The sequence below is a fragment of the Lichenicoccus sp. genome (assembly GCF_965276875.1).
Lineage (GTDB): Bacteria > Pseudomonadota > Alphaproteobacteria > Acetobacterales > Acetobacteraceae > Lichenicoccus.
Window position 1 is genome coordinate 381,409 of the sequence record NZ_OZ255701.1, and the last position, 21,679, is coordinate 403,087.

Genomic DNA, 21,679 nt, shown 5'->3' on the forward strand with positions numbered 1-21,679 from the left:
ACACGCACCTCAAATAGAGACGAATCGAAACAAAAGTTCTTGATTTGTTCTTACTTATGTCGCCAGCGCCGCAGGTGGAAAATGCCAGACGGCCTGTAAGCCGGGTTCTGTCCGCAACCCAAGCAAGCCCGGACGTTGCGTGACGGTCATTCCTCTGGGACACGCATTGCTGCGTGCCTCGCGCGACCAACCCGGGCGGCGAGGCACGAGAACCTCCGGTCGGCGCTTCGCGGCGCCGCCCTGCCACCCCTATTCGGTCTTGCTCCCGGTGGGGTTTGCCCTGCCGCCGCCGTTGCCGGAAGCGCGGTGCGCTCTTACCGCACCGTTTCACCCTTGCCCGCAGGTGCTTGGGTTTCCCCATGCGTGCGGGCGGTTTGTTTTCTGTGGCACTTTCCCTGGGGTCGCCCCCGCCGGCCGTTAGCCGGCACCGTTCTCGCGTGGAGCCCGGACTTTCCTCCACCAACGGCGCCAGCACCCCGCATGGACTGCCGGTCCGATGGCAGCGACCGTCCGGCCGTCTGGCGGGGGGAAACCTGGCGCGGCACCCGCGCCGCGTCAAGGGCGCCAGTCAGTTGGGGCGCCAGTCAGTTGGGGCGCCAGTCAGTTGGGGCGCCAGTCAGTTGGGGCGCCAGTCAGTAGGGCATCAGGCGAGCAACCGGTGCGCGGGCGCTTCGTGCGCGCTGTAGAGGGTGGTGGCGGCGAGCTCGACCTCGAGGATGGTTGCGACCATCGGCGGCTGCAGGCCAAGCGATGCAGCACCATTGGTCCAGCGGCCGGCTTCGCTCGCGCATTCCGCGTCATGCCAGCCGGCGCAGCCTGAATCATACGGGGCGAGCCGCGTGCTGCACAGCTCGGTCCACAGCGTCAGGCTGCGCACGCACACACCGAGACGGCGCCGGTCGTCGAGGAACGGGCCTTCGATTTCCGCCGGAATGGCGCTGCGCGAGACCAGGGCGGCGCCACGGCTGCCGGCAGGCAGCACGAAGAATAGCCGGCTGTCGCGGGTCCGGGTCGGCGTCACCAGCGCGCCACCCTCAAGACGCACGCACAAAGCCGGCTCGCGCGTCGTCTGACTGGTGCTGCTTGCGCGCGGTGCCCCCATGGCCAGCGCCGTGGCCCGCGCTGCCAGCCGGTGCCATACCGCTTCCACCGCCGCGCGCGCGGTCAGCAGCGGCGCCGCCGCTTGCTGCTCCCGCAGTGCCGTTGTCTTTAGGGTGAGTTCGGCGTTCGCGAAGTTCGCCCGATCGCCGGTATCGAGGTAGCTCTCCGCCGGCAGCCCGTCGGCGAACAGGATCGCATGGCGTTCCAATTCGAGATGGAACACGCAATAGCCGACGCACTCGCTCTCGCGCAGGATGGAGGCGCCGTTGACCAGCATCCGGGCCGGGATCAGGCCGCCGGCGTGAAATATACCATGGTCGCCGGTCACCAGCAGATCCCGCGCAGGCATGTTGTCGGCAAAGGCATGGGCGCGGATTCGCACCGGTGCCGCAGCACGTGCCGCATCCTCGTTAAGGCCGGCGAGTTCAATCCGGCGAGTGCCAATCCATGCGATCCGCCGCGCCACGCGCACGCCCTGCTCGAGCGTGGTAACCTCATCTCCAACTGCGAGCGTCTCGATGGCGGCCTCGCCGGTCGGCGTCTCGATACGGGTACCGGCAAGAAAGCAGTTCAGCGTCAACAAGGTACCGCCGGCCGTGTCGGTGCCGAAGCTGAAGCTATGCGAGGCGCCGGCGGCAAAGGTGAAATTGGTCAGGGTCTCGGTGGGTGTGGCCCCCTTGCCGAACAAAGTGAGGGTGTTGCCGCTGTAGCTTGCGCCGGAGAAGGTGGCGGCACCGAAGGCAAGCTGGTCACCGGCGCCGAAGCCGCTGAGTGCATAAGAAAAACTGTTGTTCTTGAAGTTGGCAGGGTCGGCGACGTTGAGACTGCTGGCGCCATAGGTCGTGGTCGCGCCGAAGCTGAAGCTGCTGCCCGCGAGCAAAGCGACGCTGGCATCGAGTGCCAGGCTGCCGCCATCGAGGGTAAACACATTGCCGCCGCCCGAGATGAACGCGCTGGTCAAGCGGGTCACCTCCAGCGTACCGCCCTGGCCGATGGTGAACGCGCCGCCGCCGAGATTGGCCACCGTAGCGTTTCCCTCGATGGTCAGGCCACGACTCTGCACCTGCAGCGTGGCGATCGTCGCGTTGCCGGCGAGGTCGGCGGTGCCGCCGTTGAGCGTGAACTCGCCCACGTTCAGCGTTGCACCTTTCGCCAAGGTCATGCTGCCGGCACCGGAGAGGTTGAGCTGGCCGGAGAGGGTGAGGCTACCCGACGAGACTGAGACCTTCGAGCTGGTGTCGCTGCTGCCGGTCGGCGTAAACGACAGGCCGGCGGCGGTGAGACTCCCCGCCACCTGGACCGTGCCCGCGGTGCCGAGCACGATGTTGCCGGCGACGTTCATCGACGCGCCGAAAGCCACCGTGATCGAGGCGCCGGAGACCGCAAGCCCGACCCCAACCGATGCCGCGTCAAATGACGTGCCGACCAGCAGTGTGCCGCCGATAGTGTAGGTTATGGCCCCGACCGTGCTCGCCACGTCGACCGCAAGCGTCGTGCCATAGGAGAGGGAGAGCGACACGGCATCGCTGGCCGCCGGCAAGCTGCCGCCCGACCAGTCGCCGAGTGTCGACCAGAGATAATCGTTCGCATATGGGCCGGTGCGGGCAGGCACCACGGTTTCGCTGAACGTCTTGGTCATGCGTCCATCCTGGAAAGGACCCGAAATATTTTAACTTCAACGTCCTAGCGCAGAACCTATCAAAAGCTGCGACGGTTGTATCTAAGCCGCGTCGCGCACGCCAAGGCTGTGTCCCTCTTATCTAACGTTCTGTCAGATAGCGGTCAACAGGTTTGACCTGAAAGTTTGGCCCTACAGCACGATTGCATGGCCTGGATCGGTCACGCCCACCAGTTGGATCCGGGTGCCGTCCGACAGGCTGAGCAGGGTCGAGCCGCCGCTGACCGACAGCGTGAGGTCGGCGGCCGCGTAGCCGAACAGATCGATCCGGTCGACCGTCGGCCGAAAGCCGTGCAGCATGTCGGTGCCACCGGCGTCGCCCTTGACCACGTCGTAGAGGGTGACGCCGCCGCCTTCGCTGGCGGTGAGGGTGCCGTGCGCGAGCAGGACCTGCATGCTGCCGGCGCCCCCGGTCACGCTGGTGCTGCCGCTGCCGCCGAAGATCAGGCTGGCGCCGGATCCGGTCTCGATGGTGGAGGGGCCGCTGCCCGCGGCGACCAGCATGTTGCCGCCCTGGCCGGTGACCGCGAGGCTCCCGGCGCCGCCGATGATCGAGTCCGCGCCACTCGCACTGCCGCTGACCGCGAGCGCACCCGCGCCGCCGAACACCGCGTCGCCATGGCTGGCATTCACGGCAAGGGTGCCGTTGCCGCCGATGATGCGGTCACCTCCGGCAGCACCCCCAATGACGCTGTCGGCGCCGCCACCGGCGAAGATCACGCTGCCGGCGGCACTCCCGCCGGTGATGGTCGCGGTGCCGCCGCCGGCAAGAATTGAGTCCGAACCCGGACCGGCCGCCAGCACGTCGTGCCCGCTGGCCGAGCCGAACAGCCGGTCGCCGGCGGCGGCGCCGGTCAGCGTCGTGTTGCCGCTGGCGGCAGCTTGCGCGACCAGCACGTTGCCGCCGGCGCTGCCGCCGGTGAAGTTGCCGCCGCCGGCGCCGCCTTCGATGGTGGCCGAACCTGTCCCGCCGGACACGGTGCTCGCGCCGCTGCCGCCGATGAAGTGGAGCTGCCCGGAGCTGCCATGCACCAGCACCAGCCCGGCGGCGGCGGTGATCGTGTCGCTGCCGGCGCCGGCCTGCACGGTGACCCCTGCGGCGGCATCGTAGGATTGCGCGCCGCCGCCGAGGGTGACGTTGTTGGAAGGTGGCGGCGCGGGGGGGCTGCCGGCATTCGGCGCGCTGTAGCTCATGTCGGTGATGTGCAGTTGTATGGTGGGCTTCGGCTCGCTGTTGTTCTCGCCGGTGATCTGCGCGCCCATCACGTAGTTGCAGCCGCCGTCCGCGTAGTCGCGCGGCACCGTGCTGCCGGTGATCTGGTAGAGCTCCTGGCCGTCGACATAGAAGGTGAAACGGCCGGGCTCCCAGTCCACCGCATAGGTGTGCGGCTTGGTCAGGTCCGTATGGATCGCGGTGCTGTAGTAGGCGTCGTCCTGCTTCCAGGCGGTGTTGTAGGAGTGGATCGTGGACTCGCCGGTCTGGGTGCCATCCCAGCTCTCGAGCACGTCGATTTCGGTGATCATGTTGGGCGCCGTGGCATCGACCCATTGGTTGTCGGCGCGCCACATGATGAAGTTGATGCCCAAGCCCTGGCCGGCGTTGGCGTAGCCGGAGAACTGGTAGAGCCCATAGCCTTCGCCGGCGCTGGCCCCGGTAGCGCGCTGCATGATCGCCACACCCTGCCAGTAGGGCTGTTCGTAGGCGGAGAGCGTCAACGCGCCGCCGCCGAAGGAGAACTGGTTGGCGTAGCCCCAGGCATCGGTCCAGATGCTTGTGTTGAGCGACGTGTCGTCAGCGAAATTGTCGTTGAAGACCGGGGTGAACGCACTCGGATCAAGCGTGCCCAAGGTTTTGCCCTTCCACGGCCTATACGCTACGCGGCGTGAATTATTGGGTTTATACCGTGCGAGCGACTTCAGCAACGCCCCGAGGTGGAGAAACGCTCACAGCTGGCGGATGGTCGCGAAGTCGAAATCGAGCCCCACCGGGCTGCTGCCGATGCGCAGGCTGTTCGGGCCAAGCAAACGATAGGGCGGCACCGGCAGGTTGTAGAACGCAGGCGAACCGGTGAACACGCGCCCTGCGAGGTCGAACTTCGAGCCGTGGCACGGGCAGACATAGCCGCCGGGCTTGGGCACGTAACCCGGAATGCAGCCCAGATGCGTGCAGATGCCAACCATCACGCCGAACTGTGGCGCGATGGAACGGTGCCAGTTCACAGCGTATTCCGGCTGCTGGCGCTCTCGCGAGTTTGGATCGCGCAGTCGCCGCCCGGTCAGGCTGGTGTCCTGCAAGCTGCGCAGCGCCTGCGTCGTGCGATGCAGCACGAACACCGGCTTGCCGCGCCAGACCACGACGCTCTGCTGGCCGGGCGGGATCCTGGAAAGATCGACATCGACCGTGGCATCCGCAAGATCGTCGCCTGATGCCGGGGAGAGGCTGTCGAGGAACGGCCAGACGCACGCGCCAGCACCGACCGTCGCGACCGCCCCGGTCACCAGCGTCAGGAAGTCGCGGCGCGTGTCGCCATCCTCGTCGCCGTCCGGCTCCATGCTAAGATTCGGGCAAGGCGTGGAAACGCCCGGGGCTGCCCTGGTCGTCCTGCACCGTGTGATGATCACGGTCGACCAGCAGGGTGAACAGCACCGGCAGCGCGCCCTTTGTCGAACCCTGCACTGGGCAGCCCTTGCTACGCTTCTGCCACACCTGGATGCGCTGTGCCTGCGGCGGGTCGTTGCCGTTGATGACGAACAGCAGGCAGGCCTTCGGGTCCCTGGTCAGGCCGTCGCGGATCACGAGGTCGCGCAGATGCTCGACGACGGCATAGTCGCGGTTCCAATCGACCGGCGGCGGAAACAGCCGCTGCTGCAGGCCGCCGAGCACGCCGGTGAAATGCAGAACGACAATCAATACGCCGACGGAGAGGATGCCGGCGATGCGCACGGCGAGCCGGCGCGGGGTGATGACGGGGCGGGCAGACGCCACTTAGCGCAAGTCCTCGTGCCAGCGATGGCCATCCGCCTCGATCAGCCGCTGCGCCGCCTGCGGTCCCCAGGTTCCGGCGCCATAATGGTTGAGGGTCGCGGGATCGCGGCTCCAGCCTTCGAGGATCGGCTCGACCCAGGTCCAGGCGGCCTCGACCTCGTCGCGACGCATGAACAGCACCGGATCGCCGCGCACGGTGTCCATCAGCAGCCGCTCATAGGCGTCCGGATAGCGCGCCGAGAACGCCTTCTCGAACGAGATGTCGATGTTCGCCGGGCGCAGCACCATGCCGTCGGGGCCCGGATCCTTGCTCATGATCGAGAGCTGGATGCCCTCCTCGGGCTGCAGCCGGATGGTCAGCCGATTGGCCTGCAGCTTTGAGGGAAAGATCGACCATGGCGTCTCCTTGAACTGCACCACGATTTCGCTGAGCTTGGCCGGCAGCCGTTTGCCGGAGCGCAGGTAGAACGGCACCTTGCCCCAGCGCCAGCTATGCACCTCCGCCTTGAGTGCGACGAAGGTCTCGGTATCGCTCTGCCGGCCTTCGCCGAGTTCCTCCAGATAGCCGGGCACGATGCTGTCGGCGATACGCCCGCGCCCGTACTGGCCGCGTATCGCGAGTGTGGCCACATCGTGCGCGCGTATCGGCTTGAGGGCGCGCAGCACCTTGAGCTTTTCGTTGCGCACGCTGTCCGCCTCGAGCGATCCGGGCGGCTCCATCGCCACCAGGCACATCACCTGCAGCAGGTGGTTCTGGATCATGTCGCGCAACGCGCCGGAATGGTCGTAATACGCGCCGCGGCCCTCGACGCCGACGGTCTCGGCGGCGGTGATCTGCACATGCTCGATCGCGTCCGCCGACCAGAGCCGCTCGAACACCGGATTGGCAAAGCGCAGCGCGATCAGGTTCTGCACCGTCTCCTTGCCGAGATAATGGTCGATGCGAAACACCTGCTTTTCGGTGAACACCGCGCCGACCTCGTCATTGATTTGGCGCGCGGAGGCGAGATCGTGGCCGATGGGCTTTTCCAGCACGACCCGCGAGCGCTCGGACACCAGCTCCTTGGCCGCCAGGTTGGCGCAGATGCGCCCATACAGCCCGGGCGACGTGGCGAGATAGAAGACGCGTATGCGCGCCCGGTCGTCGGCGCCGAACAGGCGGGTCAGGTTGCCCCAGCTGCTCTCGCTTTCGGCGCCATTGACGCTGACGTAGAAGATACAGTCGAGGAACCGCCCCAGCACGTCCGCCTTGAGGTCGGCCTGCTTGACGAAGCGGTTCAGCGCGTCCCTGGCGCGCTCGCGAAAACTCTCGTCGGAAAGCTCTGAGCGTGCTGCCCCGATCACCCTTGCGTCGGCTGGCATCTGCCCCTCGCAGAAGCGATAATAGAGTGCCGGCAGTAATTTGCGCATGGTCAGGTCGCCGGTCGCGCCAAACACGACATAGTCGAACGGCTCGACGGGGCTGCTGGTCGGGATCATGGTCACTGCTTTCCGGCTGCGATCGCATGCTCAGGATTGGGCTTTGCACGCGGCCTCGCAAGAGCACCCGGTTGACCGGGGCCCAGTTGACCGGGGCCCAGTTGACCGGGGCATTGGGGACTTGGTAATGCCCGCCGCCTTGAACAGGGGTTGAGGCGATGGCGCTGGACACGAAGGAACGGCCGGCGACAACCGAGACCGGCGGCATTGCCGCGGACCGGCTGCGCAGCATCATCGAGCGTGTCGAGCGCCTCGAGGAGGAGCGCCGCGCCCTGGGCAGCGACATCAAGGACATCTTTGCCGAAGCCAAGTCGGCCGGATTCGACGTCAAGGTGCTGCGCCAGGTCATCCGCATACGAAAGCAGGAGCCGGCCGACGTCGAGGAGCAGGAGACTCTGCTCGACCTCTATCGTCGCGCCTTGGGCATGTAGGCACGCGGCGACATGACGCTGCCGCTCCCCGACTGGATCCCGGCCTGGGTGTCGCTCGCGCTGCTGGCGCTGGCCGTGCTGCTGGCGCTGGCCATCCTGGCGGTGCCGTTCGCGGTGTTTGGGCTGAAGGGACGGCTGGACACGCTGGAGGCGCAGCTCGACGACATCCAGACCGACCTGCGGGTGCTGGCGGCGCGCATGCCTGACGACTCGCCGTCGCGGCCAGGACGGCGCTTCGCTGCGTCGCGCGACGAGCCCGGGCGTGACGAGCCGCACGTGCGCTGGCCACCGCCAGCCGACGCGGATTGACTACTCGGATTGCAGCAGCACCAGGTCGTCGCGGTGCACCATCTCGTCGCGGCCACGCCAACCGAGCAGAGCCTCGATGGTCTCCGACCGGTGCCCGGCGATGCGCCTCGAGTCGGCACTGCCATAGGCGCACAACCCGCGTGCGAGGGCGGTGCCATCCTCGCTGATGATCTCGACCAGGTCGCCGCGTGCGAAGTCGCCCTCGACGGCGCGCACCCCCGCCGGCAGCAGCGAGCGGCCGTTTGCCATGGCCCCCGCCGCACCCCGATCGACGCGTAGCGTTCCGGCCGGCTGCAGCGAGCCTGCGATCCAGCGCTTGCGCGCCGAGCGTCCGTCCGGGGCCGCCAGGAACCAGGTGCAGCGCCCGCCCGCGAGCAGGGCGGCGAGCGGATGCGGCCGGGTGCCCAGCGCGATCGCCATGGCGCAGCCGGCGCCGGTAGCAATGCGCGCCGCCAGCAGCTTGGTGCGCATGCCGCCCGAGGCGTAGCCGGTCGGGGGCGCCCCCGCCATCGCCTCGATCGCCTCGGTGAGCTGCGCCACCAGCGGCACGTGTGCCGCATCCGGGTGCTTTGCCGGATCGGCGGTGTAGAGACCGTCGACATCGGACAGCAACACGAGCTGGTCCGCCTGCATCATCCCGGCGACGCGGGCAGCGAGACGGTCGTTGTCGCCAAAGCGGATTTCCGCGGTGGCGACGGTGTCGTTCTCGTTGATCACCGGCAGGCAGCCAAGGCCGGCCAAGGTCGTCAAGGTGGCGCGTGCATTCAAATAGCGGCGGCGATCCTCGGTATCGTCCGGGGTCAGCAGCAATTGCGCGGCGGTGAGGCCGTGGGCGGAGAGGGCAGCACTCCAGGCCTGCGCCAGGCGTATCTGGCCGACCGCGGCCGCGGCCTGCTTCTCCTCGAGCCGCAAGCGTCCGGGCGGCAGCCGCAATGCGTGGCGCGCCAGCGCAATGGCGCCCGACGAGACCACGATGACTTCGATGCCGCGCGCCCGCAGGGCGGCGATATCGGCGGCGACGCTATCGAGCCAGGCCGCGCGCGGTGCCGCCGCGTCCGGATCAACGATCAGCGCGCTGCCGATCTTGACGACGAGACGGCTCGCCTGGCCGAGCTGTGGTGTGGCACTCACGCCGGGACGCGAGCGGAGACTTCCCGGGCGAGCGTCACCCGATCCTGCAGGGCCCGCAGCGCCTCGGGCACGCCCTGCCGGCTGGCCGCCGAGAGCACCAGCACCGGTGCCGCGGTCGCCTTCTCCAGGGCATGCCGGCGCGCGGCGAGTTCGCGGGGACTCATCGCGTCAATCTTGTTCAGGGCCACCAGCTCGGGCTTCTCGTCGAGGCCGCCGCCGTAAGCCGCGAGCTCCTCGCGCACCGTCCGCCAGGCGGCCACCACATTGCCGGCGGCGCCGTCGATCAGATGCAGCAGCACCGCGCAACGCTCGACATGGCCGAGGAAGCGGTCACCGAGCCCGGCGCCCTCGTGCGCGCCTTCGATCAGTCCGGGAATGTCGGCCAGCACGAGCTCCTCGCCGACCGACAGCCGCACCACGCCGAGCTGCGGATGCAGGGTGGTGAACGGATAATCCGCGATCTTGGGCCGTGCCGCCGAGGCCACCGAGAGAAAGGTGGACTTTCCGGCATTCGGCAGCCCCACCAGGCCGGCGTCGGCAATCAGCTTGAGCCGCAGCCAGACCCAGCGCTCCTCGCCCGGCCAGCCGGCATCGGAACGTCGCGGCGCGCGGTTGGTGCTGCTCTTGTAGGTGGCATTGCCGAAGCCGCCATCGCCGCCTCGGCAAAGCAGGATGCGCTTGCCGGGCGCATCAAGGTCCGCGAGCAGCACCTCGCGCGTCTCGTCGAAGATCTGGGTGCCGGTCGGCACCGTGATGACGACGGTCTCGGCGCCGGCGCCGGTGCAATCCGAACCCGCACCGTTGCCGCCCTTGCGGGCGCGGAAATGTTGGGTGTAGCGGAAGTCAATCAGGGTGTTGAGGTTTGACGCCGCCTCGAAGACGATGTCGCCGCCGCGGCCGCCATTGCCGCCGTCGGGACCGCCGAACTCGATATATTTTTCGCGCCGAAACGCTGTAACGCCGTTACCGCCGTCACCGGATTTAACGTAGATCTTGGCCTGATCGAGAAACTTCATGTCCCACGCGTGCCTACTCGGCGGCAGCCGGCAAAGCGTCGACGCTGACCTGCACCCGCCCCTCGGCGCGCGTGTCAAACTTCACGTGCCCGTCGATCAAGGCAAAGATCGTGTGGTCTCGACCAAGGCCGACATTGCGGCCCGGCTTCACCTTGGTGCCCCGCTGGCGGATGATGATGTTGCCGGCGATCACGCGCTCGCCGCCGAACTTCTTGACGCCGAGACGACGGCCCGCGGTGTCGCGCCCGTTGCGGGACGAGCCGCCCGCCTTCTTATGTGCCATGGCTTGGTCTCCGGATCAGGCGGTGATGATGTCGGCGATGCGCAGCACGGTGACCGGCTGGCGATGGCCGTTGCGGCGGCGGCTATTCTGCCGGCGGCGCTTCTTGAAGATGATGACGGTGTCCAGGCGATCCTGAGCCACCACCGTGGCGGTGACACTGGCCCCAGGCACCAGAGGTGCTCCGATGGTCGTGCCATCCGTGCCGCCGACGGCGAGGACATCGGTAAACGTAACGATGGCGCCAGCCTCGACCTCAAGCTTTTCGACCTTGAGCACGGTCTGCGGGCTTACGCGATACTGCTTTCCGCCAGTGCGGATGACTGCGAACATGCTGACTTCTCTGCTTTCCGATCACATCGCCGCACGCGGCCCTGATCGCTTTTTGATTATGAACTCTGTGGGCATGGCAACGCGCCGGCGTGAAACCGGCGCGCCCCGGATGGCTACAGCCCCGGGCCCACCGCTGTCAACCAGATTGCGCCGCGGCCCCGGCCCCTCTATAACCCCGCCGCCACATGCCTTGGGAGAGGTGCCAGAGTGGTCGATCGGGACGGTCTCGAAAACCGTTGTGCGTGCAAGCGCACCGTGGGTTCGAATCCCACCCTCTCCGCCAAGACCCTGCTCCAACATGGCGCCGCCGAACCTTGTCAATCGCTAAGAAGTTCCTTACTCTTACCCGCCAGAGTAAGAGGCTCCCATGCGCATCACATCCAAGGGCCAAGTGACCATTCCCGCCGACATCCGCGAGCGGGCAGGTCTGCTGCCGCAGACCAACGTGGAATTCGTGTTCGACGGTAAGATCGTGCGCATCGTACGCGCCGATGCCCGCAACAGTGATGGCCGCGGCGCCAGGCTTGTCGCTCACTTGCGCGGACGCGGCGACGTCGCGATGAGCACGGATGCCATCATGGCACTGACCCGCGACGGCTGAATGGCGGCGGTCCTGGTCGACGCCAACGTTCTTCTCGACATCATGACGCAGGATGCGCGTTGGTGCGCCTGGTCAGCAGACGCCATCGCGCATGCGGCTGATCGCAGCCGCTTGGTCATTAATCCAGTCATCTATGCGGAGGTATCGGTGCGCTACACGCGCATCGAGGACCTCGACCTGGCGCTGCCGAAATCAATGCTCGACCGGGAAGCCATTCCCTATGAAGCCGCCTTTCTCGCCGGCAAGTCGTTCCTGGCCTACCGGAAGCGTGGCGGCGAAAGGCGGTCGCCGCTTCCAGATTTCTTCATCGGCGCCCACGCGGCCATTGCTGGCTATGCGCTCATGACCCGCGATGCCGCCCGCTACCGAACCTACTTCCCCAAACTATCCATCATTACACCAAGCTGAATGGAGCCGCTTCGGCCAAAATGGCTTGATGGCTCGTCCTGGAGGCGCCCGTGAAGACCGAGTCGGCGCGAGAGGAGAAGACCACGTTTGGTCTCATGATGGACAAGGCAAATGCGGAGCCAGCGCCGATCGAGAAGCGCGGGAGCGGGCCGTCATCCGCCAAAGCCCGTTCGATAGAACAACTGAAACACGCGCAGAGGGCCGCAACGGACACATCTATGGGGCGGCTGTCCTCAGTCCCTTGTTCTGCGAGATGACGGTCCGTCGGCGCAGGCTGCTCGTCGATATTTCCGGCTATGTGATCGTGTTTGGACCATGAGTCTGATCAAGTCCAAGCGGCGCGTCGCCGACCACGGAGAGGTATTTACGCCCAGGTGGCTGGTCGAAAGGATGCTCGGGCTCGTCAGCGGCGAGGCCGAGCGCATCGACGCCCGCTTTCTGGAGCCGGCGTGCGGTAGCGGCAATTTCCTTGCACCGGTGTTGCAGCGTAAGCTGGCGACCGTTGAGGCGAAGTACGGCGGGTCCAATTTTGAACGGCAGCACTATGCCCTGCTCGCCCTGATGTCCATCTATGGTATCGAGCTGCTCATGGACAACATCGTTGAGTGCCGCGCGAACCTGCTCGAGATTTTCGGCGAATTCCTGAACCTGGACAATTCGGACGACCTCCATCGTGCCGCTGTCTATGTGCTGTCGCAGAACCTCGTGCACGGTGACGCCCTGACGATGCGCGCCTGCGATGGTCAACCAATCACCTTTGCCGAATGGGGCTATCTCGGCCGGGGCAGGTTCCAGCGACGCGACTTCCGCCTCGATGTTCTAACGGGGTCGTCGGCCTTCAGCGCCAAGGACTCGCTCTTCGCGCATTTGGGCAAGCATGAACTGTTCACGCCGACCAGGTCCTACCCGCCTACTACAGTCAGAGGATTGGCTGATGCCGGCTGAGGCAAAAGCACCCTTCGCCCTGCTCGGCCGCAACCCGGATGTGCTGACGTGCATTGCGAACCTCTCAAACGATGAGGTGTTCACGCCCCCCGAGTTTGCGAACCGAATGCTGGACACGCTGGCCGCAGCATGGGCGACCGACCATAACGGTGCAAATCTGTGGGCGGATAAGACGCTCACGTTTCTCGATCCATGCACGAAGTCGGGCGTGTTCCTGCGCGAGATTACAAGCCGTCTGACAAAGGGTTTGGCCGATGAAATACCGAACCTGGAGCAACGAGTTGATCATATCCTGACCAGGCAGGTGTTCGGCATCGCCATCACTTACCTGACCAGCCTGCTGGCGAGGCGCAGCGTGTACTGCTCGAAACACGCCAAGGGCCAAAACTCTATCTCAACGGGCTTCGCTACCGACTCTGGCAACATCTGGTTCAAACGAGTCGAGCACACATGGGTAAATGGCAAATGTGCATATTGCGGGGCTAGCCAGAAGACGTTGGGTCGTGGCGATGGGCTCGAAACCCACGCATACGCGTTCATCCACACGGACAATATTGCCTCTCGGGTGTCCGAATGGTTTGGAGGTCACATGCAGTTCGACGTAATCATTGGGAACCCACCGTACCAGCTGGGCGATGGCGGCTTCGGCACGAGCGCAGCGCCTATCTACCAATTATTCGTGGAGAAGGCGCTCGAGCTCGATCCACGCTACGCAGTGTTTGTGACGCCTTCACGCTGGATGGCCGGAGGCAAGGGGCTGGATAAGTATCGGGAACGGATGCTCTCGGACAAGCGCATAAGGAGAATAGTCGATTATCCAAAGCTTCACGAGGCATTTCCAGGAGTAAAGATTCGTGGCGGCATCTCATATTTTCTCTGGGAGCGTGACAATCCGGGTCCTTGCAGCGTTGATACAATCTGGGACGGCCAATCAACTGGACCGGAGGTGTCGCGCTACCTGGATACATATGACGTTCTCGTGCGACGCAATGAGGCTGTCCCGATCCTCGACAAGGTGAGAGCAAAAGGGGAGCGGACCCTTAATTTTCGAGTATCGAGCCGTAAGCCTTTCGGGCTCCCGACTCACTTTCACGGTAGACCCAGCCCATCAGGCCTGACGAACGCTGTAAAACTGTTCGGCTCACAAAAGGTAAGTTGGATCAGACGTTCGGACGTTCCGACGAACGCAGATTGGATAGACAGCTGGAAGGTTCTTCTGACAGCAGTGCAGGGAACCAGTGGAGCAGTTGAAACCAAATTTCTCAGCAAGCCTATAATTGCGCCACCGGGGACGGCCTGTACGGAGACTTACCTCGTCGCTGGAAGGTTCGGCGATGAGCTCTCTGCACAAAACTATGCGAGCTACCTGCGCACCCGATTCCTGCGGTTCTTAGTATGCCTGAGGAAGGCTACGCAACATGCGACAAGGGATGTATATGCTTTCGTACCCGACCTACCACTGAATACGGGATGGTCGGACGTGAAGCTCTACAGTCGATACAAACTAACCATGGACGAGATTGCCTTCGTCGAGTCACAAGTCGCTGAACACGACGCCGAACTATTCGATGAAGCCGATGCGGACAATGGCGGAGATGAGTAAGACCATCTGCGAAATCCTTGCGCCCAAGCCGCAAGCCCGACCACGCATTTATGCCTACTCGATCGCCGATAAGGCGCATGATGGTCTACTCAAGGTCGGCCAGACAACCCGCGACGTAAAACAACGCGTTGCCGAGCAGCTCAAGACTGCCGCGATCAAGAATTACATCATTGAACTGGACGAGTTTGCCGCGTGCGAAAACGGCTCTACCATCACCGATCACGAGGTCCGCGCGGCCCTGGCCAAACAAGGCTTTGAGAACGTCCAGCTGGAGTGGATGCGCTGTTCTGCCAGAGACGTTAAGGCCGTCCTCATCGAGCTCCGCACAGGCCGACACTTCACACGGCCGCGCTTCGAGACGTTCCCCATGCGACGAGAACAAGTCGAGGCTGTGGACCGGACACACGCCTACTTCCAGTCCATCTGGAAGGAGAACACCGACGCCGTCCCACGCTTCCTCTGGAACGCGAAGATGCGCTTCGGCAAGACCTTCACGACCTATCAGTTTGCCAGAAAGCTTGGTGCCAAGCGCAGCCTCGTGGTGACTTTCAAACCCGCGGTCGAGGACGCGTGGCAAACGGACCTGGAAACCCATGTAGACTTTGAGGGCTGGCAGTACCTTTCGAAGTCCTCCGGTCGTGATCCGACGCAGATCGATGATGACAGGCCCATCGTCTTTTTCGGCTCCTTCCAGGATCTGCTTGGCCGCGACAGGGCGGGCAACATCAAGCCGAAGAACGAGTGGCTCCATAAGGTCAAGTGGGACCTCGTGGTGTTCGATGAGTACCACTTCGGCGCTTGGCGCGACACGGCAAAGGAGCTGTTCGAAGGCGAAGACGTTGGAGTTGCGAAGGAGGAAGTCAAGCTCGAATACGCCTCGGAGCTTGCTGGCGTCAATGAGGACTTCACCGTGCTGTCGGAGCAGGAACCTGAGTTTCTCCCGATTACGACCAAGGCCTACCTCTATTTGTCCGGCACTCCGTTCAAGGCACTGGCAACCGGCGAGTTCATCGAAGAGCAGATTTTCAACTGGACGTATACTGACGAGCAGCGCGCCAAGGAGGACTTCGCGGCCGAAAACCCTGGCAGGTGGAATCCCTACGGCGCGCTGCCGCAGATGCGTCTGCTTACCTACCAGATGCCGGACGAGCTCATTGCCATAGCCAGCGCTGGCGAGTTCGACGAATTCGACCTCAATGCTTTCTTCGAGGCCAAGGGGACCCGCGCGACAGCGCGCTTCGCACACAAGGGCGACGTGCAGAGATGGCTTGATATCATCCGGGGGGCATATGCACCCAAGGCGGTCGAGTATCTCAAGACCAGCGCGGGGCCGCCGTTCCCGTATTCGGATGTGCGCCTGCTGCCGTATTTGCAACATTCCTTCTGGTTCATGCCCGACGTTGCAGCCTGCCAGGCGATGGCCAACCTGCTGGCCGAAAAGCACAATATCTTCTGGCGGGACTACGAGGTCGTCGTCGCGGCGGGGGCTTCGGCGGGGATCGGCCTGGAGGCGCTGCCTCCGGTGCGCAAGGCGATCGGAAGTGGGTTCGAGACCAAGACGATCACGCTCTCATGCGGCAAGCTGACGACCGGCGTCACAGTGCCGCAGTGGTCGTCCATCTTGATGCTTCGCAACCTGAAATCACCCGAGACGTACTTCCAGGCGGCCTTTCGCGTGCAGTCACCATGGTCCGTCAGAAACCCGAATGGCGACAACCCGCACGAGGAGGAAATCCTCAAGCCCGTGTGCTTTGTGTTCGACTTCGCGCCAACGCGTGCGCTCCGTCAGCTCTGCGAATACGGCATCGGGCTGTCACCGGGAGATCCAAATCCGGAAAACGCCGTCAAGGAGCTTGTATCGTTCCTGCCCGTGCTCGCTTATGACGGTGCGAACATGACACAGATCGACGCGGGCGGCATTCTTGATATTGCCATGGCGGGCACCTCGGCCACACTGCTTGCGCGCAAGTGGGAAAGTGCGCTGCTGGTGAACGTAGACAACGACACGCTACGCCGAATACTGAATAACCCCGAAGCAATGGCCGCCGTGGAGCGCATCGAAGGCTGGCGCAAATTGGGCGACAACATCATCCAGACCATCATCAACAAAAGCGAGAATGTCAAGGATCTCAAGAACAAGGCCAAGGACGAACAACTGACGGCGTCGCAAAAGCAGCAGCTCACCGAGGAAGAGAAGGAGTACAAGAGCAAGCGCAAGCTCGTGCAGGAAAAGCTGATCAAGTTCGCCACACGCATACCGGCGTTCATGTACTTGACGGACTTTCGCGAGAATACGCTTCAGGACGTGATCACCAAACTGGAGCCAGACTTGTTTCAAGCCGTGACTGGCCTGACCGTGCAGGACTTCCATCTGCTCGTGCGCCTCAAAGTTTTCAACACCGAGCAGATGAACCAGGCGGTGTTCGCATTCCGCCGCTACGAGGATGCCTCGCTGCGCTACACCGGCATCCAAAAACACGGGCAGCTCACGCACTACGGGCTCTACGACACCGTGGTGGCGAGGGAGTGAAGGCGGCAAGGTTTCCTGATTAGAGCATTGTGGCGTAAGCAAAATGGTCATCTTCGTCGAGCACGGTCCGCAAAATCCAAGCCGCCACCCGGTTTCCTGTCCAATCGCTGAGCCGCTTCTTGCTGACATGGCGAGCTTGGATTGCGCGAAGTCTGCGGCGGAAGTCCTCGATTGTCCCATGCTCCCTTGCGATCACTTGCAAATCGAGGAAAAGGTGGCCGCGTTGTCGTAGGCGGCGGCGTCGCGACGTTCGATTTCGGCCCACGGGGCTGGCATGCGGCTTGGTGGCTAGGCCAATGTTACTGTCTGAATGCGTGGCGTGCAGCAATCTGATCGACCGCAGCGGGCCTGCCGTGGTGGTCGCCTCCCGACCGTGGCCGCGTCCGCCCCGATGCTATACAAAAGCAATCGTCAGGATCCGCGGACCAGGGGACGACGTATGAGCGAAACTCATAGGATCACGGTTGATGCTGGCCAGTGCGGCGGCCGGCCTTGCTTGCGGGGCCTGCGCATCCGGGTGCGGGACGTGCTCGACCTGTTGGCAGCCGGCGCCGACCGGGCGGAAATCCTTGGGGACTATCCGCTGCTGGAGGAAGGCGACATTACCGCCGCTCTCGAGTACGCCGCACGGCAGAGCGATCATCCCGTGTTGCGCGTGGCTTGATGCGGTTCCTGGTCGACGCACACCTGCGGCCGGGCCTGGCTCGCCGCCAACGGGCATGAGGCGTCGCACGTTGGCGACATTGGGCTGCAGGCGGCGTCGGACAGCGTGATTTGGGATCATGCGCTTTCCTCGTCGTCGGCGATCATCACCAAGGATGAGGATTTCGCGCAACGCAAGGTGCTGACAGAGACCGGGCCGGTCGTCGTCTGGATCCGGCTGCCGAACACCAGACGGCGCGACCTGCTCGCTTGGTTCGAGACGGTGTTGCCGGAGGTTCTGACCGCTTTGGCGCGAGGCGAAACGCTGGTCGAAGTGATTTGATTGTGAGTGAGAAAGCCATTGATGCCGAGAGGGCAAACCTCGTTTCGCTAGTAAGCCGCTATTGTGTGGCGCAGTGAGCCTGTTCGGATAGGAACCACGCTGCATGTCGATGCCCGATTACCAGGCCTTGATGTTGCCGGTGCTGCTTGCGGCGCGCCGGGGCGAGGTGCGGGTCGGCGACGTGGTCGCGATGTTGGCTCAACAACTGGCACTCACGCCCGACGAGCGCGCCGAGCTGCTGCCGTCCGGCAAGCAGACGGTGTTTGCCAACCGGGTGCATTGGGCAAAGACGTATCTCTCCAAGGCCGGGCTGCTGGAGACGACGCGGCGCGGCCATTTCCAAATCACCAGACGAGGCACCCAGCTGCTCGCAACCAAGCCGGACAAGATCGACAATCGTATGCTGATCCGCTTTGATGAGTTCCGCGAGTTCACGAACAGATCGGGGCCGGGCGCGGGGGGGGAGCGAGGCCGGTTCAGCCGAGCCGGTCGCTGGCCAGGCTGCGACCCCGGACGAGGTCATGCGCGTTGCCCACCGGCAGATCGAGGCTGCATTGGCCCAGGAGGTTCTGGTCCGGATCCGGAGCGCGCCGCCGGAGTTCTTCGAGCGGCTGCTCGTTAATTTAATGCTTGCGATGGGATATGGCGGCTCGGTTGCAGAGGCCAGGCGCGCCATCGGTCGCAGCGGCGATGACGGGGTGGATGGTGTCATCGACCAGGATGCGCTGGGTTTGGACCGCGTCTACATTCAGGCCAAGCGGTACGCGCTCGGCAATACAATTGGGCCAGCCGCGATCCGTGACTTCTTTGGCAGCCTCGACCGTCACAAGGCGAGCAAGGGACTGTTCGTAACGACATCAACGTTCTCCACCGCGGCGAGGGAGACGGCCGAGTTTCTTAGCAAGCGGATCGTGCTGATCGATTCCGATCAGCTCGCCCGGCTGATGATTCGCCACAACGTCGGTTTGCGGGTGGAAGAAACCCTGCACATCCGCAAGATCGACGAGGATTTCTTCGAGTAGGGCCGCGTCAGGCGCTCAGCGTTGCATCGAGGGTAATCGGAGCGGTGAACAGCTTGGAGACCGGGCAGCCGGCCTTGGCCTTGTTGGCGAGCTCCTGAAAGGTCGCCTGGTTGGCGCCGGGGATTTTGGCCTTCAGCGTCAGGTGTATTGCGGTGATGGCGTAGCCGTCGTCCTGTTTGGTCAGGGTGACGTCGGCCTTGGTGTGCATGTGCTCGGCGGTGAGGTTTGCCTCCCCGAGGATCAGCGAGAGCGCCATGGTGAAGCAGCCGGCGTGGGCGGCGCCGATGAGTTCCTCGGGGTTGGTGCCGGGCTTGCCCTCGAAGCGGCTGGCGAAGCCGTAGGGAGCTGCGTCGAGCGCGCCGCTCTGGGTCGAGATGGCGCCGCGGCCGTCCCTGATGCCGCCTTGCCAGACGGCGCTGCCGGATGTGCTCATGGCTTGGTTCTCCTGTTGCGATGGGTCCTGGTGCTGTGAACGCGCGGGATGGCGCGAAGTGCCATGCCTTTGCAGGACTGCTATAGCGGGGGCGATGACGCGCAAGCCACAGACCACGCCGGGCGGCGACCTGTTCGAAGCAGACGAGCCGGCGCCGGAAGCACATGACGCAATGCGGCCACTCGCCGATCGCCTGCGTCCGGCGAGCCTGGATGAGGTGGTGGGCCAGCCGCATCTGCTCGGCCCGGACGGCGCGGTGCGTCGTATGCTTGCGCGCGGCTCGCTCGCCAGCCTGATCCTCTGGGGCGGTCCGGGCACCGGCAAGACCACGATCGCGCGGCTGCTGGCGGCGGCGGCGGCCTTGCGGTTTGCCCAGCTTTCGGCGGTGTTCTCAGGGGTCGCGGACCTCAAGCGCGCGTTTGACGAGGCTGCGCGGCGCAGGCAGAACGGCGGCACCGCAACCTTGCTGTTTGTCGACGAAATCCATCGCTTCAACCGCGCCCAGCAGGACGGCTTCCTGCCGGTGGTCGAGAACGGCACCGTCGTGCTGGTGGGTGCGACGACCGAAAATCCGTCGTTCGCCCTGAACGCGGCGCTGCTGTCACGCTGCCAGGTGCTGGTGTTGCGCCGGCTGGATGAGGCGGCCCTTGAGGCGCTGCTGCTGCGCGCGGAAGCGGCGGCGGCGCGGCCGCTGCCGTTGGAGCCGTCCGGACGCGAGGCGTTGCGCGCGATGGCGGACGGCGATGGGCGCTATCTGTTCAACATGGTCGAGCAGATCCTGGCACTGCCGGAGCCGGCCCTGCTGGATGCCGCGGCCATAAGCGAATTGCTGGCGCGCCGCGCGGCCCTCTACGACCGCGACCGCGAGGAGCACTACAACCTGATCTCGGCGCTGCATAAGTCGCTGCGCGGCTCGGATCCGGATGCGGCACTCTACTGGTTTGCGCGGATGCTCGCCGGCGGCGAGGACGCACGTTACATCGCGCGTCGTCTGACCCGCTTTGCGGCCGAGGATATCGGCATGGCCGACCCGCAGGCGCTGGTGCAGGCGCTCGCCGCCTGGGAGAGTTTCGAGCGGCTCGGCAGCCCGGAGGGCGAATTGGCGCTGGCGCAGCTCGTGGTCTATCTCGGCACGGCTGCGAAATCGAACGCGGTGTATGCGGCCTACAAGGCGGCGATGCAGGCGGCGAAGGCCACCGGCAGCCTGCCGCCGCCCGCGCATATCCGCAATGCGCCGACGAAGTTGATGCGCGAACTCGGTTACGGTGCTGGCTACGAATACGACCATGACAACGAAGCCGGCTTTTCCGGGCAGGATTACTTCCCCGAGGGGATGGCGCGCACGCGGTTCTACGCGCCGACCGGACGCGGGTTGGAGGCTTCGATCCGCGAGCGGCTGGACGGCTGGGCGCGGCTGCGACGCGAGCGGCCGCAATGAGCGTCGTCATGCAGACTGTATCGGACGACGAGGCCGACATCCGGCTCGATCGCTGGTTCCGCCGACAATATCCGCATCTCACCCAAGGCGCCCTGCAGAAGCTGTGCCGCACCGGGCAGATCCGGGTCGACGGCCAACGCGCCGAACCGGCGACGCGTCTTGCCGCTGGCCAGTCGGTGCGGGTGCCACCGCTGGGCAACGCAACCAAGCCGGCGCCGCTCGCGGCTGTCGTGGACCCGCACGATGCGCGCGAGATGGAGCGCATGGTGGTCTACCAAGACGACCAGGTGCTGGCCCTGAACAAGCCGCCGGGGCTCGCCGTGCAGGGCGGTCCGGGCATCCTGCGCCATATCGATGGCATGCTCGATGCGTTGCGCTTCGGCTCGGAGCATCGTCCGCGCCTGGTGCATCGGCTTGACCGCGACACCTCGGGGCTGCTGCTGCTGGCGCGCACGCCAGGGGTCGCGGGCAAGCTCGCGGCCTCGTTTCGCGGACGCGACGTGCGCAAGATCTACTGGGCGGTGGTGGTGGGCCGGCCGCATCCGCTGGAAGGGGTAATTGATCTGCCGCTCGCGCGTCTTGGCGCCGGACCCGGGGCGTTGACCATCGCCGCCGAACGGGACGAGGCCGACGCGGTCTCGGCGCGCACCGAGTATGTGGTGCGCGACTCGGCAGCGCGGAAACTGTCCTGGCTGGAGCTGTCGCCGCGGACCGGACGCACCCACCAGTTGCGTGTGCATTGCGAGGCGCTCGGCACGCCGATCCTCGGCGATCCGAAATATGGCGGGGCGGCGACGCGGATGGAGGGATTTGCCGACGGCCTGCATTTGCATGCGCGGACGCTCGAACTGCCGCATCCGGCGGGCGGGACGCTGAGCCTCGCCGCCGAGCTGCCGGCGGCGATGCGCGAGACCTTCAAGGCGCTGGGCTTCACGCCCGGCCCGCTATCGGCCGCGCGGCGGCGCTGAAC

22 protein-coding genes, 1 tRNA gene, 1 other RNA gene and 1 pseudogene are annotated in these 21,679 nt (G+C 65.0%); 14 read left to right on the plus strand and 11 right to left on the minus strand.

Annotated features, from left to right (window positions below):
* Positions 1-80 precede the first annotated feature (80 nt).
* The 6 genes from rnpB to zwf form a co-directional block, all read right to left on the minus strand.
* An RNA gene (gene rnpB, locus ACQY4K_RS01940) (RNase P RNA component class A) lies at positions 81-522 on the minus strand.
* A gap of 121 nt (positions 523-643) precedes the next feature.
* A complete protein-coding gene (locus ACQY4K_RS01945) occupies positions 644-2,740 on the minus strand; it encodes a Hint domain-containing protein (RefSeq protein WP_428392964.1) in 2,097 nt (698 codons plus the stop codon).
* A 171-nt stretch (positions 2,741-2,911) separates the two neighbouring features.
* Positions 2,912-4,627: a family 16 glycosylhydrolase gene (locus ACQY4K_RS01950; protein WP_428392966.1), complete on the minus strand. Its 1,716-nt coding sequence runs from the start codon at positions 4,625-4,627 to the stop codon at positions 2,912-2,914.
* 96 nt (positions 4,628-4,723) lie between these two features.
* Entirely contained in the window at positions 4,724-5,332 is a 609-nt protein-coding gene (petA, locus tag ACQY4K_RS01955) for a ubiquinol-cytochrome c reductase iron-sulfur subunit (RefSeq protein WP_428392967.1), read from the minus strand.
* 1 nt (position 5,333) lies between these two features.
* Positions 5,334-5,765, minus strand: coding sequence for a hypothetical protein (locus ACQY4K_RS01960; RefSeq protein WP_428392969.1), 432 nt, complete (start codon positions 5,763-5,765; stop codon positions 5,334-5,336).
* The gene (gene zwf / locus ACQY4K_RS01965; RefSeq protein WP_428392971.1) at positions 5,766-7,244 is read right to left on the minus strand and encodes a glucose-6-phosphate dehydrogenase; all 1,479 of its coding nucleotides are present in this window, start codon (positions 7,242-7,244) and stop codon (positions 5,766-5,768) included. It lies immediately after the preceding gene.
* A gap of 158 nt (positions 7,245-7,402) precedes the next feature.
* Between zwf and ACQY4K_RS01970 the strand changes: the two genes are divergently transcribed.
* Together ACQY4K_RS01970 and ACQY4K_RS01975 are read left to right on the plus strand one after the other, a co-directional pair.
* A complete protein-coding gene (locus ACQY4K_RS01970; RefSeq protein WP_428392973.1) occupies positions 7,403-7,675 on the plus strand; it encodes a DUF2312 domain-containing protein in 273 nt (90 codons plus the stop codon).
* A 12-nt stretch (positions 7,676-7,687) separates the two neighbouring features.
* Positions 7,688-7,984 carry a hypothetical protein gene (locus ACQY4K_RS01975; protein ID WP_428392974.1) on the plus strand — a complete coding sequence of 99 codons (297 nt, stop codon included), beginning with the start codon at positions 7,688-7,690 and terminating at the stop codon, positions 7,982-7,984.
* Here the strand turns inward: ACQY4K_RS01975 and proB are convergent, their stop codons facing one another.
* From proB to rplU, 4 genes are read right to left on the minus strand one after another with little or no spacing between them, the layout of a single operon-like run.
* Positions 7,985-9,115 carry a glutamate 5-kinase gene (gene proB / locus ACQY4K_RS01980; RefSeq protein WP_428392975.1) on the minus strand — a complete coding sequence of 377 codons (1,131 nt, stop codon included), beginning with the start codon at positions 9,113-9,115 and terminating at the stop codon, positions 7,985-7,987.
* A complete protein-coding gene (gene obgE / locus ACQY4K_RS01985; RefSeq protein WP_428392977.1) occupies positions 9,112-10,131 on the minus strand; it encodes a GTPase ObgE in 1,020 nt (339 codons plus the stop codon). Before obgE ends, proB begins: the two co-directional genes overlap by 4 nt.
* Before the next feature lie 13 nt (positions 10,132-10,144).
* Positions 10,145-10,414, minus strand: a complete 270-nt coding sequence (gene rpmA, locus ACQY4K_RS01990) for a 50S ribosomal protein L27 (protein ID WP_428392979.1) — start codon at positions 10,412-10,414, stop codon at positions 10,145-10,147.
* A 15-nt stretch (positions 10,415-10,429) separates the two neighbouring features.
* Positions 10,430-10,744 carry a 50S ribosomal protein L21 gene (rplU, locus tag ACQY4K_RS01995; protein WP_428392981.1) on the minus strand — a complete coding sequence of 105 codons (315 nt, stop codon included), beginning with the start codon at positions 10,742-10,744 and terminating at the stop codon, positions 10,430-10,432.
* Between the two features lie 193 nt (positions 10,745-10,937).
* Here rplU and ACQY4K_RS02000 point away from each other — a divergent pair.
* From ACQY4K_RS02000 to ACQY4K_RS02045, 10 genes and pseudogenes are all read left to right on the plus strand, one after another.
* Positions 10,938-11,027 (plus strand) — tRNA-Ser (locus ACQY4K_RS02000).
* A gap of 84 nt (positions 11,028-11,111) precedes the next feature.
* Complete coding sequence (locus tag ACQY4K_RS02005) at positions 11,112-11,345, plus strand: AbrB/MazE/SpoVT family DNA-binding domain-containing protein (RefSeq protein WP_428392983.1); 234 nt, start codon at positions 11,112-11,114, stop codon at positions 11,343-11,345.
* Positions 11,346-11,753: a type II toxin-antitoxin system VapC family toxin gene (locus ACQY4K_RS02010; RefSeq protein WP_428392985.1), complete on the plus strand. Its 408-nt coding sequence runs from the start codon at positions 11,346-11,348 to the stop codon at positions 11,751-11,753.
* A gap of 315 nt (positions 11,754-12,068) precedes the next feature.
* Positions 12,069-12,698 carry an N-6 DNA methylase gene (locus tag ACQY4K_RS02015; protein WP_428392986.1) on the plus strand — a complete coding sequence of 210 codons (630 nt, stop codon included), beginning with the start codon at positions 12,069-12,071 and terminating at the stop codon, positions 12,696-12,698.
* The gene (locus ACQY4K_RS02020) at positions 12,688-14,301 is read left to right on the plus strand and encodes an Eco57I restriction-modification methylase domain-containing protein (RefSeq protein WP_428392988.1); all 1,614 of its coding nucleotides are present in this window, start codon (positions 12,688-12,690) and stop codon (positions 14,299-14,301) included. Before ACQY4K_RS02015 ends, ACQY4K_RS02020 begins: the two co-directional genes overlap by 11 nt.
* Positions 14,294-16,831: a DEAD/DEAH box helicase family protein gene (locus tag ACQY4K_RS02025; protein ID WP_428392990.1), complete on the plus strand. Its 2,538-nt coding sequence runs from the start codon at positions 14,294-14,296 to the stop codon at positions 16,829-16,831. The genes ACQY4K_RS02020 and ACQY4K_RS02025 overlap by 8 nt, the downstream gene beginning before the upstream one ends.
* 439 nt (positions 16,832-17,270) lie before the next feature.
* Positions 17,271-17,495 carry a DUF433 domain-containing protein gene (locus tag ACQY4K_RS02030; RefSeq protein ID WP_428392992.1) on the plus strand — a complete coding sequence of 75 codons (225 nt, stop codon included), beginning with the start codon at positions 17,271-17,273 and terminating at the stop codon, positions 17,493-17,495.
* 45 nt (positions 17,496-17,540) lie between these two features.
* Positions 17,541-17,816: pseudogene (locus ACQY4K_RS02035) on the plus strand (DUF5615 family PIN-like protein); the annotation flags it as partial.
* A 103-nt stretch (positions 17,817-17,919) separates the two neighbouring features.
* Positions 17,920-18,438 carry a winged helix-turn-helix domain-containing protein gene (locus tag ACQY4K_RS02040; protein ID WP_428392994.1) on the plus strand — a complete coding sequence of 173 codons (519 nt, stop codon included), beginning with the start codon at positions 17,920-17,922 and terminating at the stop codon, positions 18,436-18,438.
* Between the two features lie 4 nt (positions 18,439-18,442).
* Entirely contained in the window at positions 18,443-18,838 is a 396-nt protein-coding gene (locus tag ACQY4K_RS02045; RefSeq protein WP_428395890.1) for a restriction endonuclease, read from the plus strand.
* 7 nt (positions 18,839-18,845) lie between these two features.
* Here ACQY4K_RS02045 and ACQY4K_RS02050 read toward each other — a convergent pair whose 3' ends face one another.
* Positions 18,846-19,271, minus strand: coding sequence for an OsmC family protein (locus ACQY4K_RS02050; protein ID WP_428392995.1), 426 nt, complete (start codon positions 19,269-19,271; stop codon positions 18,846-18,848).
* Between the two features lie 94 nt (positions 19,272-19,365).
* Between ACQY4K_RS02050 and ACQY4K_RS02055 the strand changes: the two genes are divergently transcribed.
* Entirely contained in the window at positions 19,366-20,709 is a 1,344-nt protein-coding gene (locus tag ACQY4K_RS02055) for a replication-associated recombination protein A (RefSeq protein ID WP_428392997.1), read from the plus strand.
* The gene (locus ACQY4K_RS02060) at positions 20,706-21,677 is read left to right on the plus strand and encodes an RluA family pseudouridine synthase (RefSeq protein ID WP_428392999.1); all 972 of its coding nucleotides are present in this window, start codon (positions 20,706-20,708) and stop codon (positions 21,675-21,677) included. The genes ACQY4K_RS02055 and ACQY4K_RS02060 overlap by 4 nt, the downstream gene beginning before the upstream one ends.
* Positions 21,678-21,679: the final 2 nt, after the last annotated feature.

What these genes read in the sequence shown, in the direction of transcription:
- ACQY4K_RS02025 (WP_428392990.1), top strand. Translation starts at nt 14,294, where the DNA reads ATGAGTAAGACCATCTGCGAAATCCTTGCGCCCAAGCCGCAAGCCCGA.
- rplU (WP_428392981.1), bottom strand. Translation starts at nt 10,744, where the DNA reads ATGTTCGCAGTCATCCGCACTGGCGGAAAGCAGTATCGCGTAAGCCCG.
- ACQY4K_RS02045 (WP_428395890.1), top strand. Translation starts at nt 18,443, where the DNA reads ATGCTTGCGATGGGATATGGCGGCTCGGTTGCAGAGGCCAGGCGCGCC.
- ACQY4K_RS02030 (WP_428392992.1), top strand. Translation starts at nt 17,271, where the DNA reads ATGAGCGAAACTCATAGGATCACGGTTGATGCTGGCCAGTGCGGCGGC.
- zwf (WP_428392971.1), bottom strand. Translation starts at nt 7,244, where the DNA reads ATGATCCCGACCAGCAGCCCCGTCGAGCCGTTCGACTATGTCGTGTTT.
- ACQY4K_RS02020 (WP_428392988.1), top strand. Translation starts at nt 12,688, where the DNA reads ATGCCGGCTGAGGCAAAAGCACCCTTCGCCCTGCTCGGCCGCAACCCG.
- ACQY4K_RS01970 (WP_428392973.1), top strand. Translation starts at nt 7,403, where the DNA reads ATGGCGCTGGACACGAAGGAACGGCCGGCGACAACCGAGACCGGCGGC.
- ACQY4K_RS02005 (WP_428392983.1), top strand. Translation starts at nt 11,112, where the DNA reads ATGCGCATCACATCCAAGGGCCAAGTGACCATTCCCGCCGACATCCGC.
- rpmA (WP_428392979.1), bottom strand. Translation starts at nt 10,414, where the DNA reads ATGGCACATAAGAAGGCGGGCGGCTCGTCCCGCAACGGGCGCGACACC.
- ACQY4K_RS01945 (WP_428392964.1), bottom strand. Translation starts at nt 2,740, where the DNA reads ATGACCAAGACGTTCAGCGAAACCGTGGTGCCTGCCCGCACCGGCCCA.
- ACQY4K_RS02040 (WP_428392994.1), top strand. Translation starts at nt 17,920, where the DNA reads ATGTCGATGCCCGATTACCAGGCCTTGATGTTGCCGGTGCTGCTTGCG.
- ACQY4K_RS02060 (WP_428392999.1), top strand. Translation starts at nt 20,706, where the DNA reads ATGAGCGTCGTCATGCAGACTGTATCGGACGACGAGGCCGACATCCGG.
- ACQY4K_RS01975 (WP_428392974.1), top strand. Translation starts at nt 7,688, where the DNA reads ATGACGCTGCCGCTCCCCGACTGGATCCCGGCCTGGGTGTCGCTCGCG.
- ACQY4K_RS02050 (WP_428392995.1), bottom strand. Translation starts at nt 19,271, where the DNA reads ATGAGCACATCCGGCAGCGCCGTCTGGCAAGGCGGCATCAGGGACGGC.
- ACQY4K_RS02055 (WP_428392997.1), top strand. Translation starts at nt 19,366, where the DNA reads ATGACGCGCAAGCCACAGACCACGCCGGGCGGCGACCTGTTCGAAGCA.
- ACQY4K_RS02010 (WP_428392985.1), top strand. Translation starts at nt 11,346, where the DNA reads ATGGCGGCGGTCCTGGTCGACGCCAACGTTCTTCTCGACATCATGACG.
- petA (WP_428392967.1), bottom strand. Translation starts at nt 5,332, where the DNA reads ATGGAGCCGGACGGCGACGAGGATGGCGACACGCGCCGCGACTTCCTG.
- obgE (WP_428392977.1), bottom strand. Translation starts at nt 10,131, where the DNA reads ATGAAGTTTCTCGATCAGGCCAAGATCTACGTTAAATCCGGTGACGGC.
- ACQY4K_RS02015 (WP_428392986.1), top strand. Translation starts at nt 12,069, where the DNA reads ATGAGTCTGATCAAGTCCAAGCGGCGCGTCGCCGACCACGGAGAGGTA.